Source organism: Priestia sp. GS2 (genome assembly GCF_036409025.1).
GTDB classification, from domain to species: Bacteria; Bacillota; Bacilli; order Bacillales; family Bacillaceae_H; genus Priestia; species Priestia aryabhattai_A.
The window spans coordinates 168899-182126 of record NZ_JAZGJX010000002.1; the positions used below are offsets into that span (position 1 = coordinate 168899).

Sequence of the window (13228 nt, forward strand, 5' to 3'; positions counted from 1 at the left end):
CACCAAAAAAGCTAACAGTTTATAGTCCTGTTAGCTTTTTACCCGTTCTACATAAATTTATTCAGCTATCGCTACGCTCATTTTAGGGGTAAAGGCTTCAAAATGAATGTTTTTCCTTTTCACTCCTATTATCTTTAAGCTTTTAATCATTTCTTCCATAAAGAATGGTGAGCCACAAATATAAAAAGAAGCTTCTGGGTCTTTGCACCACTTTTGTAAATCCTTTTGAGTAATACGTCCAACTTTTTGGTCATACGTTTTGTCAGCATCTACATCCCCACCACTATATGCTACATGGTAGCTAAACGGATGCTTAGCGAAAAGCTCCTCTAGCTCCTCTTTAAAAATATGCTGTTCTTTCGTTCTAGCTGCATGAATAAACGTAACATCTTGATGCTCTTCAATAGCTTTTTTCAGCATTGACATTGTTGGCGTTATGCCAACTCCTCCGCTAATTAAGACGATTGGCTGTCCTGAACTTCCTTCTAAAACAAAGTCACCAGCAGGCGCGCTCACTTCAATTTGGCCACCTACTTCTAAGTGATCATGTAAGTAAGCTGAAACCTTTCCTTCTTCTACATGCAGCTCTCTTTTTACCGTAATGCGATAGTACGATTGCTCCCAAGTATGAGATAAACTATATTGACGAATAGACGTATATTCTTCTGAAGGCACTTGAACACGAATACTTACATATTGTCCTGGTACAAAGGAAGGTAACGGATTTTGATCCACTGGTTTTAAATAAAAAGAATACACATCACTCGACTCTTTAACTTTCTTAGCAACCTCAAACGGTTTATAATCACCCCATCCACCATCAGTTTGCTCAGCTTGTTTGTACATCTCTTTTTCAACAGTGATAAAAATAGCAGCAATTTCTCCGTATGCTTCTTTCCAAGCTTCCAAAATATCATCAGTTGCGTTGTCTCCAAGGACCTCTTTAATAGCACCAAGTAAAAACTCACCTACAATTGGATAATGCTCAGCTTTCACCCCAATGCTTCGGTGTTTATGTGCAATTTGCTTCACAACCGGAACTAATACGTGGAGCTGATCAATATGCTGTGCGGCTGCATACACCGTGTTAGCAAGAGCAGTTTGTTGACGCCCTGTTCTTTGATTTGTACGATTAAATACGTTTAATAACTCAGGATGAGCTTCAAATAAATTGCGATAAAAACAGGTTGTAATTTGTTCACCATACTGAGCTAAAATAGGAGCCGTACTTTTCACAATATCAATTTCATGCTGATTCATTTTGTTGTCCCCCTAAAAGATATATTTAATATATATGTTTTAAATTATAAAGATGTATCAAAAATACATCTTTATAATAACCTAAAATTTTTGAAAAAAATAGCTACTTCTGAAAAGCGTAATAAATAATTCACAAATTAGTGATGTGTATAAAAAAGAGCAACTTGCTATTCCTCTCGCAAACAGGCATGATATGATTACTACAGTTGGTGAAGAAAGAAGCGTGAGACTATGAGGCTAACACAGTATACAGACTATTCATTACGTGTGCTGCTTTACTTAGCTGTTCGAGATCGTCAAAGCTTAAGCAATATTAAAGAAATTGCCGATGCTTATCAAATATCAAAAAATCACCTTATGAAGGTAACTCATGAACTAGGAAAGCTTGGATTAATAGAGACGATTCGCGGACGTAAAGGCGGCATTCGATTGGCAAAAAACCCTAAAGAAATTAATATTGGCTCCGTCGTGCGCCAAACTGAAGAAGACTTTCATATTGTTGAATGTTTTAACAATGAACTCAATAAATGCACCATTTCTCCTTCATGTAAGCTTAAACATGTGCTTTACGAGGCTATGCAGGCTTTTATTAAAGTACTTGATAGTTATACGCTTGAAGACTTAATCACAAATAAAGATGAACTAAATTTCTTATTGTTATCCCGTCAGCAGCTCGATTAAAAAATTGATTTCACCCCCTTTTTTCTTATTTTAAAAGATGTTACAATGGCACACAGATTGGAAAGACAAAGCTCTTCCATTCAAGCAGACAATGAACCTCATTCTGTTCAGCTGTGTAACTACAAATGAGAAGAAAGGGTGTTATAGGATGCACGTAGGAAGTAAAGGTTGGTACGTTGAACAATTAAAACGAAATGGTGTACGACACCATGAAGGACGTAAAATTGAAAAGTACAAAACGTATGTACTTGCTAATCTACTTGATAAGCACAAAAGATAAGCATAACCATTAACTAATTTTCCGCGGCTTTGGTAACGTCAAACCGCTAAATAAAGAACATATTCTTTCTATAAGAAAATAAAAGCCACGAGAAATCATACTCTCGTGGCTTTTAATATGGTTTTTTCTGATAAAAATAATTTGGTGACAGCACCTTGTTTTTATAAGGCTTGTGAAAAATATGCGTAGTTGCTGGTGAAACGGGTGGGATGAGCCAAGTCCAGTTCCCCGTTACTTCTCGTCCATTTTTCTCTTCACGCTCTTCAAATAAGCGAAACTGCTGAGCAGCTGTATGATGGTCAACAATGCTGACCCCTTGCTCTTTAAAAGAAGACAAGACGGCCACATTTAGTTCAACAAGCGCTTTGTCCTTCCATAACGTTGCATTATAGCGAGTATCTAGATCCATAATAGAAGCCACTTTAGGAAGCATATTATAACGATCTGTATCCGCTAAGTTACGTGCACCAATTTCTGTACCCATATACCAGCCGTTAAACGGTGCTGCAACATATTCAATTCCACCAATTTCTAGCTTCATATCAGAAATCATTGGCACTCCATACCATTTAAGCTGTAGGTCAGCAAATTCTGCTATCTCTGGGTGTGTAATAATGACTTCCTTGACAAGTTCTTTAGGAATCGAGAACCATTGTGGCTGCTTCTCATCCACTTGAATAACTAAAGGAAGTAAATCAAAGTGCGTACCTGCCCCTTCCCAACCTAACTCTTGGCACACTTTTGTAAACTCATTGGATGCCGCATCACCAAGCTGGCCGTATTCCATTTCATAGCCCGCGTACCTCAGAAGCTGGTGATTCCAGATTCGTACCGGCTCTTTCTCACCTATTTTTGGTTTGAAAACTGTAATTGTTGAGCGAATTTTCCCATCGTTAGTTGCATACTCAATATGCTTAAAAAGAGCATCGCGTACTTCTTCAACAGTTGATGCTTCACGCTCATCAAACACATGAAGAGACTGCCAAAACAAGCGCCCAATACACTTATTACTGTTTCTCCAAGCCATTCGGGCACCATGTTCAAGCTCATCAAATGTATGAGTATACGTTCCTGTTTCTTCAATTTCTCTTTGAATCTGCGCTAAACGCTCAGCAGTTTCGTGGGTTCTATCAAGCTCTGTATAACAAAGGTGAATAAATTCACTCGCTTTTATCATCAAGTCTTGTTTGTTCAATTTTGTTCACTCCTAGAAGAACAACTTCTTGCTTTTGTTAAACCGTAAGCATTCTTCAGTATACCATTACCTTGAATTAAAAGCTTTTTACAATGTTTATTTTATACGTTAATATCCTCGATTAAGGTCTACTTTATTTTCTAAAGGTTTGTCCGCTTCAATTCTGTCTAAGGTGTCTAAGAAACAAGCAACTGCTTCTTCAGGCGTTGTAACAGCTGAAATATGAGGCGTGATTACGATGTTTTTATGCTCCCATAGCATATCAGATTCAGGTAGCGGTTCTACTTCAAATACGTCTAAAAAGGCCTTTTTAATTTTTCTCTTATTGATCGCTTCTATAAGTGCTACCGCATCAACTGTTGCGCCCCTTCCTACATTAATAAAGTATGCACTTTGTAAAATATTCATCCACTCCGCATTAAACATATGATTCGTTTCAGGCGTTAGCGGCAGTGTGTTAATAATCCAATCTGCTTCTTGTAAATACGATGCTTCATCACCAGCTGTCACAACTTGATGAAAGCATTGATTTCTTGTGCCGCTTCGAGAAACTCCCGTTACGTGGACTCCAAACTGTTTTAACATCTCTGCAATAGCCTGTCCAATTTCACCAGTTCCATAAATAACAACTTTTTGGGTTGATAATAAAATGGGTTCTAATGGTTGCCATTTCTTTTTATTCTGCGCTTTTTGAAAAGCATCATGGTACTGAAGTTCACTCAGCATATAGCTTAAACAATACTCGCTCATTCTCTCTCCAAATGAACAAACAGTGCGTGTCAAAAGTACATCTTCTTTCCAGCTATCTAATTGAACATAGCGATCCACACCTGCCCCTAGAGAATGAACCCACTTTAACTGATGAAAAGCAAAGTTTTCAACAGGATAAAAACTAACATAAGCATCTGCCCACCTTAAGTCCTCATCCTTTATATGTTTTTCATCAACATATCGAAAAGCTTTTCCTCGCTTATCTTCTTTTTCAATGATACTCTCTAATTCTTTATACATGCGGCTTGTGACCAAAATATTTTGAAGCTCCACTGTCCTCTCCCCTTTGCGTTAACCTATATTCATGCTTCTTATTATGAAGGATGAAATAGAAACAATCGAGTCCAAACCATTTATCTATTCTATTTTTCTAAAACAAGCATTTAAACACCTCATGTTACTGGATGTCATAATATTAGCATAGATTTCTCGCTCTAATTTCGCTATAATCGGGGGTGGATTACTGATAGATAAACAATCATCGATTGATTTTAAATAGAAAAGGTGTGTAAACATGAGCGTACTAACGGTTAAAAATTTAAGTCATGGCTTTGGTGATCGCGCAATTTTTAATGATGTTTCGTTTCGGCTGTTAAAAGGTGAACACGTAGGTTTAATCGGAGCAAATGGCGAAGGTAAATCAACATTTATGAACATTATTACAGGAAAACTCGAGCCGGATGCTGGGAAAGTTGAATGGTCTAGAAAAGTTCGCGTTGGTTACCTCGACCAGCACACTTCTCTTGAAAAGGGATTAACGATTCGTGATGTTTTAAAAGGCGCGTTTCAATACCTATTCGACTTAGAAGCACAAATGAACGGATTATATGAAAAAATGGCTGACGTCTCTCCTGAAGAACTAGAGAAACTTCTTGAAGAAGTAGGCACAATTCAAGATTTGTTAACGAATAATGATTTCTATGTCATTGATGCTAAGGTTGAAGAAATTGCTAGAGGATTAGGTTTAGAAGATATCGGATTAGAGCGTGATGTGCAAGATTTAAGTGGTGGACAGCGTACAAAAGTCCTTCTTGCGAAGCTCTTGTTAGAAAAGCCAGAAATTCTTTTACTCGATGAGCCTACCAACTATTTAGATGAGCAACACATTGAATGGTTGAAACGTTACCTACAGGAATACGAAAATGCATTTATTTTAATCTCGCATGATATTCCATTTTTAAATAGCGTTATTAATCTTATTTATCATATGGAAAATCAAGAGTTGAATCGCTATGTAGGTGACTACGATGATTTTATGAAAATCTATGAAATGAAAAAGCAGCAGCTAGAAGCGGCTTACAAAAAGCAACAGCAAGAAATGGCTGATTTAAAAGATTTTGTTGCTCGCAACAAAGCTCGTGTATCGACACGAAACATGGCTATGTCTCGACAAAAGAAGCTTGATAAAATGGAGGTTATTGAGCTTGCTCAAGAGCGTCCGAAACCAGAATTCAACTTCAAACCTGCACGTACATCCAGCAAGCTAATTTTTGAAACAACCGATTTAGTCATCGGATATGACGAGCCTCTATCAAAACCACTGAGCCTTCGCATGGAGCGTGGTCAGAAAATCGCATTATCTGGTGCCAACGGAATTGGTAAAACAACGCTCTTAAAGAGTATCTTAGGTGAAATCAAACCGTTGTCTGGTTCTGTTGAAAAAGGAGACTACCAGCACATTGGCTACTTTGAACAAGAAATCAAAACAGCCAACTATAACACATGTATTGAAGAAGTCTGGAACGAGTTTCCCCACTTTACGCAGTATGAAATTCGCGCCGCACTTGCAAAATGCGGTTTAACAACGAAGCATATCGAAAGTAAAGTTGAGGTATTAAGTGGTGGAGAGAAAGCAAAGGTTCGCCTCTGTAAGCTTATTAACAATGAAACCAACATTCTTGTTCTTGATGAGCCTACCAACCACTTAGACGTAGATGCTAAGGAAGAATTAAAACGTGCTTTAAAAGAATACAAAGGAAGTATTCTGCTTATTTGTCACGAACCTGAGTTTTATGAAGACGTTGTAACGGACGTATGGAACTGTGAAACGTGGACAACAAAATTATTTTAATTTTTTCATCACCATATGCATATAAAGGACAAAAGCGGGAATGCTATTAGTAAGTTCCCCCCCCTTTGTATCGAGTAACCATTTTCGGATGGTTACTCTTTTTAGTTTTTATGAATACGCTATGTATAAATTTCTCTACATCCGACCATACTAGAATCATATTCTCCCCTAATTGGACAAGCCGGTTAGCTTTAATAGCTAGCCGGCTTATTTTTTCATATTCACCCAACTGTCAAAATGATGAATGCTGAAACGAGTGGATGTATCACCTACTATAGAGATCATTTCTTGAATTTCTTGCATCATAGTTGACTCGCCTTTAGAAGCAAACGAAATAAACTTCCCTTCTTTTGAAGGCATGGTTTCCAATCCAATTTCAATAGAAGTTGAAAGCAATGAGCCCCACCTACGCTCATTTTTTGTAAGCTCAATAAACCCATTTTCTCCTTTTGCTTTATTGCGGTAAGCCATTATTGTTACTTCATCAACCATCTTAATAACGGAGTAAGCAAGGCTATCTGATTCAGTGATTGAATCGATTTCATCAAACCAAAATGGAATATCAGCTCCTATTGTCATCTGAAGCGCTTTAGATTGATCAGCAGCGTCTCTTATCATGTCTTCGTATGCACGAACAATTTGCGTCTGATTCTCTTTCCAATTTGACAATAAATACGGCTCAACATCTAGATGAACGCCTTTAAAGCGTTCATCAACTGCTACTTCTTCTTGGTAGCGTCCAATCCATTTCCAAAAAGCTTCATAATCTGATTGACCTGATGTTGCCCATGTACGATCACCATCTAAAGCGTAAATAGTTATTCCGCTACTGCTTGCGGCTTTTATAAAGCGTTGATAGGCCAAGATAGGTATCTCAGAGTTAATTTGCAGATATACACGATTTACTCGCTTTTCTTGAATATCTTTTACTAGCTGCGCTGGATCCTGTTCAATCCGCGTCGTATCCCACAGCCATGTTGAAAAAGAGGAATCATATACTTCTTCACCACTGCTAGCAGCACAACTCATTGAACTCAATAAAGCGAACATTCCTACAAGTAAACCAACAACTTTTCACTTCACACTTATTCCTCCCTTTTATGATCTTCTATTAAGTAAGCCTGCTTTGGATGGTTAGGCTGTTCAGGATATTTAAGCTGAAGTTTGCCTTTGCGCAACATTTTAGATAAGTAATTGTTTCTTACTCCATCAGGCGTTCGATCTAGTAAGTGAGCCAAATCTTTCAGCATAAGAGGCTGTTGTTCACAAAGAGAAACAATTACTTCTTCCATTTTGACTGGGCTTAGACGCTTTTTACGCCTTGCTATTTCAGCTAGATTCCATAAAACACTATTTTCATCTTCTAAATTTGAAATTGGAATTTCTTCTTTATTATAGGAGTATTTGTTTTTATTATAGGACTTAACCTCTTTATTATAGGGGTTATCTCCTTTAATAACAGGAATAACTCCTCTATTTAATCCTTCTAACTCCTCTATTAAAGGCGTTTTATCTTTATTGTAGGAGTTTTCAACTTTATTATAGGAGCTTCTTTTTTCAACAAATTCCACGGTCGATTCGACATCTTCTGTTTTATTTCCCGTATTGCTATTAAACGATAGAGTTGCATTCTTTAGATTTTCAATCTCTTTTTGTCCTTCTAGAAAAGACATAGGTAGAGTGAGTGTTGTCCTCTTTAGATAGACATCTTGATCAATGGTTGGAAGCTTGTAGCCATATGATTCCCATTTATCGTGAAGAACCGTTAAGCCACTGCCAGAACGTTCACATAAATTTAGTAGCCGAAAGAGCTTAAATAAATGTGGATTTCTTAAATTACTCATCTTGGTTATGAACACTTTATCCACAGGGATTCGAAATAAACCTGGATTAGAGAATACACAGCTATGCTGATTGTATTCGAATGTTAATCCACCTTCTCCATTATAGTCTGCATGCAGTAACATATTCGTCACTACCTCAACTAATGAGGAAGCGATCTCACTATTTTGCTGGTGTTTATGAATCTGCTCTGTAACATAAAAGTAGAAGTCATATAGATTTCCAGACCACGTACCGTCTTGGGACGTAAACCGCTCATTCCATCCACCTTGTACATCACTTTCTCGATACTCTAAAAAGTATTGTGGTAAAACTTCTGTGATCATTCTTTCTTCACTAAACATAAGCAGCCCCGCAAGCGTTACACCTTCTTTATGAGTGTCTCTCGCTTTCCCCCATGCCCCTATCTTATAAAGAAACTCTTTAGTCTCAAGGACGTTCCAAGGATGATCCGGCTTTACTGCTGCAAACTTATCTCGATAGCTTTTAATTGTTTCAAAGTTCAGCTCATTTAATCCATAATGCTCTAGGATGAGGTTATCTTGTATCATTTTTTACTCTCCTATTGTATATTTATTCATATTTATCCACTTCTTTTGTGGATAACTAGGCACTTATTCAGTTTATACTTCTTATGTGACTTATAAAAACGAATTTAGTACGCTTGTGATTATGCATAACTGACTGCTAGCAGGTATATAAGCTAGGCACATATCCTTTTTATTTTATCACTTTTTTCTTCTTTACTCTTCCGCATTCTCAACTATTCATAGCTAACTGTTTTTTTGCTACATAAATTCTTCCTCTCCAACAACCTATTAGGTAAATTAATTATTCGCTCTATGAGCTCTGTTTTGTTATAATACAGAACATAATTATAAAGAGAATGAGGGATTTATATGGAAAAAGCAACATTTGCAGGTGGATGCTTTTGGTGTATGGTTACACCTTTTGATGAACTAGAAGGCATTCATGGTATTGTATCAGGATACACAGGTGGTACCGTAGACAATCCAACTTATGAGCAGGTAAAATCAGGTACTTCCGGCCATTATGAGGCTGTACAAATCACTTTTGATCCGAACGTATTTCCTTATAAGCGCTTATTAGATCTTTATTGGCCACAAATCGATCCTACTGATCCAGACGGTCAGTTCCAAGATCGTGGTCCTCAGTATCGAACAGCAATTTTTTACCATACTGAACAACAACGCATTGAAGCAGAAGAATCAAAGCAAGCCGTTGCTAACAGCGGTCGCTTTAAGGATCCTATCGTGACAGCGATTCTTCCTGCCTCTGAATTCTACGCAGCGGAAGACTATCACCAAGATTTTCATAAGAAAAACCCTAAACACTATAAAGAAGATCGTGCTAAATCTGGCCGCGATGAGTTTATTAAAGAGAATTGGAAATAAAATCAAAGCACCCACGTTAAAGCGTGGGTGCTTTGATTTTTACCAGTTATTCGTATATGTTGTAGATGTTCCTGGGACATTCCAATACTGCTGGGTTGGTTGCCATGATTTTACTGAGCCATCTAATCGCTTGATAATCGCTTTGAACTGAACGCTTCGATCGGCTGGGAAATTAACAGTTCCTCTCCAATCTCCGTACGTTGAGTTGTAAGAGAGCTTAATTGGATAAGCAGTTGTGTCCCACTGTCCAAGTTCAGGACGATCTCCGACGATGTAAACACTCTCTCCAGGCGCTGTAGGTGCATTTTTAACAACCATGGTTTGTGCAATCGGTTTTATATTTAAATACTGATTAAACTGACTCATACGTGTTGAGTTATTAATAACATCATAGAATCTTAAAAGCGTAAAGCCCGCAAAGTTATAGTTAAATGTCATTTCAGCTGCGCGTTTATACTGCTCTTCACTTCCGATACTTAAAGCATTTTCACCATTTAACACAATCCCTTTTGCATTTGCTAGGCTTGCAACTTCTTTTACCAACGTTTTTGGCATTGAATATTCAGGATATGTGCCGCTATCGACCATTTCTAAGCATGTAAACGTTAAATCTAGCTTGGCTGTTTTAAATGAGTCTAATAATGTACTGTAGTTATTATAACCCGCTGGCTTTTCAGCAGCATGAGGCATTGTTGGGTTATTATATTGCCAGTGTATTCCTGCTATTTTAGCTCCTACAGGTACATTAAACACCGGATCAAATGCTTGATGAGCTAATGCTCCAATACGCTTCGCATGGTCTTGCAGAACTCCTTGATACCATTCTAGAAAATCTTTTCCATAGTTTGTGCTATATCCATCCTTTAAAAACTGATTTCCATCTGAAGGCGGTAAAATTTGCGATATAGATGTTAAATTTAACCCCCATGCTTGGTTTACACCTGCTAACGAACCATACTTGTTAACAGCCCACGTTTGGAATTTTGATTTTGCAAAATTAGTATATGCTTGAAATTTCCCTCTAGAAGGATAGCCTGTGCCATCAGCAGCTGTGTATGAAGGGTAGCGAAGCTCACCAGCTGGTCCCCCTGATAAATAAATCTTTGGAATAACGTCTTTATACGGTGCTAACGCTTGCGCAAACGCTGTGTATAGCTCCCCGTACTGTTTTGTAATCACATCTGTCGCTAATGGATTTACTGTTTCTTTGTTTACTGTACCTGTCTCTGATTTGAAATATAGGCTATCATCCGTTTTAGTATTCCAAATCCATGAAGGAAGAGGTGTGTTACAGTCATCTCCTACATTTCCACCACATTGGTGTGTCGAGATAATCGGCACCATTTTTATTCCAGCATTTCGAGCTGCCTGTGCAAACCTCTGTGCATAAGAGAAGTCAAACTGCTGGTCACCGTTTTTCTCCATATCTCCCCACCAAAAATCTACTGTCACGGCGTAAAACCCATTTTGCTTTGCCTTGCGAAGGTCATTTTCAAAAGCTTCCCACGTAGTAAACTCCGTTACTTTCTTTAGCGGTGCCATCAAGTAGGTCTTGTAATTCGAGTTAAACGACTGTCCATTTACCGCCGCTTGGCTATTGGTTGGCGCTAATATGAAAGCGGTAACAAAACTTAACAAAACAATAAGTGATGCAAACTTTTTAATTGGCTTGTACATACAATTCCCCCTATTTTTTAAATCCAATAGGTTATATTCGGCTTCTTTTTTTTAAATCCTGTTGCTAAGAAAAATAAAATCAGTGCATGAAGAGTCATGCACTGATTTCTTATCTTGTTAGTTCCAAATAGCGCTTACCCATTCAGGATGGTCAATAAATGGATTTCGATTATGCTGATAATCTGAGTAGATAATCTCATTACGACGGCGCTCTGAAGCATCTACAGGATCCTGCTGATGCCACTGTAACAACACTGATAGCTTCCCATGATACGGAGCACTTCCATTGTTCACTAAGTTGTTTAACTCTAAATCTGGTTCGTCGCTTATATCCCCTTCATAACGGACAGCCATATAAAATAGCATACGTGCCACGTCACCTTTTACTGCATCGCGGGGCTCCCATGAATCGCTGTCATAATAGTTGCCTAGTGCTTCAGTATGCTCTTTGCCGCCATTATCAAAGTCTAAATTGTTACGCGTGCTGTTAACTGTAACATCTGTTGGACGTAGATGATGAATGTCTGTTCCTGCTCCCATCGTTGTCCCAAAGTCACCATGTGATTTTGCCCACACATGCTCGCGGTTCCAATCATTTATCCCTGTACCATTTGTAAACTTCCCTTGAGAACGCCCAGTATAAAGTAAGATTACATTATTTGAGTTATTAGGATCTTCATCTGTTTTGCGAAGTGCATCCCATACTGCTGAATATGAGATTTCTGTATGGTCATCAATGATATTATGTAATGCTGATTTCAATGCAGTACCCGTCTTTCCTTCAGCAGATGAATAGTATTCTTCAACCGACGAAGCAGGTGGATTGGTTGGTTCCGTTGGATTAGTCGTACCGCTTGTTTCCTTTGACATCATCGTTACATTTTTTAAGCCTGGATGTGAAAAATAAGCTGTTAAATTCCCAGTTGCTGAAATTTTCTTTCCCTTTAGCGTTGGATTCGTTTGGAGTCCAAAGCCTGAACGAAACGTAGAAGGAATTTGAACATAAAGCATTTTAGCTGGATTGGTTTCAGTTGGTGTATCCGCAATTGCTAGTGCATAGTCGTTTGGATAATTACTAGTTAAAACTGTGGTTGTACTAGTTGGTTGCCCGACAACGTATCCTTCTACTGTTTGAATTGCGTTATTTTGTAATGAGACAGCTTGTGAGACGCTAATCGCAGTAGCAGCCTTTGAATGCTGCAGTGGCAGACCGCTAATAACTAGTGCTACTAATAGAGTAACTAGAAACAGTACCTTGTATAAAGGAGCTGAACTTTTTTTCAACATTTTTTCCCCCTATAGAGTTATTATTTGACTCTTTTTATTATAAATTTCAAACGTTAAAATTTTTGTAGGAATTTGTTAAATTTTCTAGGGAAAAGGAATCAATCTTCTTTACAAGTCTTTCTTCTCATAGAAAAGGTCTGCGTCTTTCAAATGAAGTATGATATAATCAACCGAATGTAGAAATTATAGACTAGACAGTCTAATTTGAAATGAGGTTAATGAATGCTTACTTTTGACGAAAAACTATCCGTTATTACGTCTTTCTCTGAACTAGAGCGTAAAGATGTTTCGCTTGGACGCGTAAATTTTCAATACAATGAAAGTGTTTATGATAAAAAGAATGTCGTGTATCACTTGCATCCAAACGGAAACGGATTTGTATATGCTGGTCACCTTTCTGACTACGACACAAATGATAAAGGGCTTGTAAACATCCGTGATTTTTCACAAGAAGAGCTACGTACAATTATCGAGCAGTCAATTAATAGTCTTTCACACCGTCCTGAGCAGGAAATGATTGAAGAGGCGGTAATCGGAGATGGGCGCGAACAACGCTGGCACGGTCCTGAAGGAGCTACATTATTACTTGTACATGAAGATTCATTATGGAATATTTATGCAGGCTTGAATTTAGAAGCTGCGTTTGAGTCATATGAAGAAGCAGAAGACTATTTAATGGATGAAGGATTTAGCCGCTTACGAGGTTAATTTATAAATAAAAGACGCCACGTTCTTTTGATAGAGAACGT

At 37.9% G+C, this 13228-nt stretch carries 12 protein-coding genes; 5 read left to right on the top strand and 7 right to left on the bottom strand.

Annotated features, from left to right (window positions below):
* Window positions 1–57: 57 nt before the first annotated feature.
* Window positions 58–1260, bottom strand: coding sequence for an NO-inducible flavohemoprotein (hmpA, locus tag V2145_RS20145; protein WP_311859704.1), 1203 nt, complete (start codon window positions 1258–1260; stop codon window positions 58–60).
* 231 nt (window positions 1261–1491) lie between these two features.
* On the opposite strand from hmpA, the gene V2145_RS20150 reads away from it, so the two are divergent.
* Both V2145_RS20150 and V2145_RS20155 read left to right on the top strand, forming a co-directional pair.
* Window positions 1492–1941, top strand: coding sequence for an RrF2 family transcriptional regulator (locus tag V2145_RS20150; protein WP_210611252.1), 450 nt, complete (start codon window positions 1492–1494; stop codon window positions 1939–1941).
* Between the two features lie 148 nt (window positions 1942–2089).
* On the top strand, window positions 2090–2221 hold the full coding sequence (locus V2145_RS20155; RefSeq protein ID WP_094911318.1) for a YflJ family protein: 132 nt from the start codon (window positions 2090–2092) through the stop codon (window positions 2219–2221).
* 112 nt (window positions 2222–2333) lie between these two features.
* Here V2145_RS20155 and V2145_RS20160 read toward each other — a convergent pair whose 3' ends face one another.
* Together V2145_RS20160 and V2145_RS20165 are read right to left on the bottom strand one after the other, a co-directional pair.
* Complete coding sequence (locus tag V2145_RS20160) at window positions 2334–3398, bottom strand: nitric oxide synthase oxygenase (RefSeq protein ID WP_442956802.1); 1065 nt, start codon at window positions 3396–3398, stop codon at window positions 2334–2336.
* A 126-nt stretch (window positions 3399–3524) separates the two neighbouring features.
* Window positions 3525–4460, bottom strand: a complete 936-nt coding sequence (locus V2145_RS20165; RefSeq protein ID WP_330988183.1) for a D-2-hydroxyacid dehydrogenase — start codon at window positions 4458–4460, stop codon at window positions 3525–3527.
* Window positions 4461–4701: 241 nt separating this feature from the next.
* On the opposite strand from V2145_RS20165, the gene V2145_RS20170 reads away from it, so the two are divergent.
* Entirely contained in the window at window positions 4702–6258 is a 1557-nt protein-coding gene (locus V2145_RS20170) for an ABC-F family ATP-binding cassette domain-containing protein (RefSeq protein ID WP_094911315.1), read from the top strand.
* A 207-nt stretch (window positions 6259–6465) separates the two neighbouring features.
* Here V2145_RS20170 and V2145_RS20175 read toward each other — a convergent pair whose 3' ends face one another.
* The gene (locus tag V2145_RS20175) at window positions 6466–7296 is read right to left on the bottom strand and encodes an amidase (RefSeq protein WP_311859709.1); all 831 of its coding nucleotides are present in this window, start codon (window positions 7294–7296) and stop codon (window positions 6466–6468) included.
* A 47-nt stretch (window positions 7297–7343) separates the two neighbouring features.
* On the bottom strand, window positions 7344–8651 hold the full coding sequence (locus V2145_RS20180) for an ATP-binding protein (RefSeq protein ID WP_330988184.1): 1308 nt from the start codon (window positions 8649–8651) through the stop codon (window positions 7344–7346).
* A gap of 348 nt (window positions 8652–8999) precedes the next feature.
* Between V2145_RS20180 and msrA the strand changes: the two genes are divergently transcribed.
* Window positions 9000–9515 (top strand): peptide-methionine (S)-S-oxide reductase MsrA, encoded by a 516-nt coding sequence (gene msrA / locus V2145_RS20185; RefSeq protein WP_311859711.1) that lies wholly within the window; start codon window positions 9000–9002, stop codon window positions 9513–9515.
* 39 nt (window positions 9516–9554) lie between these two features.
* Here the strand turns inward: msrA and V2145_RS20190 are convergent, their stop codons facing one another.
* Both V2145_RS20190 and V2145_RS20195 read right to left on the bottom strand, forming a co-directional pair.
* Window positions 9555–11192, bottom strand: coding sequence for a family 14 glycosylhydrolase (locus V2145_RS20190; protein ID WP_311859713.1), 1638 nt, complete (start codon window positions 11190–11192; stop codon window positions 9555–9557).
* 117 nt (window positions 11193–11309) lie between these two features.
* Window positions 11310–12479 carry an endonuclease gene (locus V2145_RS20195; RefSeq protein ID WP_094911310.1) on the bottom strand — a complete coding sequence of 390 codons (1170 nt, stop codon included), beginning with the start codon at window positions 12477–12479 and terminating at the stop codon, window positions 11310–11312.
* Between the two features lie 222 nt (window positions 12480–12701).
* On the opposite strand from V2145_RS20195, the gene V2145_RS20200 reads away from it, so the two are divergent.
* Entirely contained in the window at window positions 12702–13187 is a 486-nt protein-coding gene (locus V2145_RS20200; RefSeq protein ID WP_094911309.1) for a hypothetical protein, read from the top strand.
* The last annotated feature ends 41 nt before the right edge of the window (window positions 13188–13228 follow it).

Coding starts and splice junctions, on each gene's coding strand:
- hmpA (WP_311859704.1), bottom strand. CDS start 1,260: ATGAATCAGCATGAAATTGATATTGTGAAAAGTACGGCTCCTATTTTA.
- V2145_RS20150 (WP_210611252.1), top strand. CDS start 1,492: ATGAGGCTAACACAGTATACAGACTATTCATTACGTGTGCTGCTTTAC.
- V2145_RS20155 (WP_094911318.1), top strand. CDS start 2,090: ATGCACGTAGGAAGTAAAGGTTGGTACGTTGAACAATTAAAACGAAAT.
- V2145_RS20160 (WP_442956802.1), bottom strand. CDS start 3,398: ATGATAAAAGCGAGTGAATTTATTCACCTTTGTTATACAGAGCTTGAT.
- V2145_RS20170 (WP_094911315.1), top strand. CDS start 4,702: ATGAGCGTACTAACGGTTAAAAATTTAAGTCATGGCTTTGGTGATCGC.
- V2145_RS20180 (WP_330988184.1), bottom strand. CDS start 8,651: ATGATACAAGATAACCTCATCCTAGAGCATTATGGATTAAATGAGCTG.
- msrA (WP_311859711.1), top strand. CDS start 9,000: ATGGAAAAAGCAACATTTGCAGGTGGATGCTTTTGGTGTATGGTTACA.
- V2145_RS20190 (WP_311859713.1), bottom strand. CDS start 11,192: ATGTACAAGCCAATTAAAAAGTTTGCATCACTTATTGTTTTGTTAAGT.
- V2145_RS20195 (WP_094911310.1), bottom strand. CDS start 12,479: ATGTTGAAAAAAAGTTCAGCTCCTTTATACAAGGTACTGTTTCTAGTT.
- V2145_RS20200 (WP_094911309.1), top strand. CDS start 12,702: ATGCTTACTTTTGACGAAAAACTATCCGTTATTACGTCTTTCTCTGAA.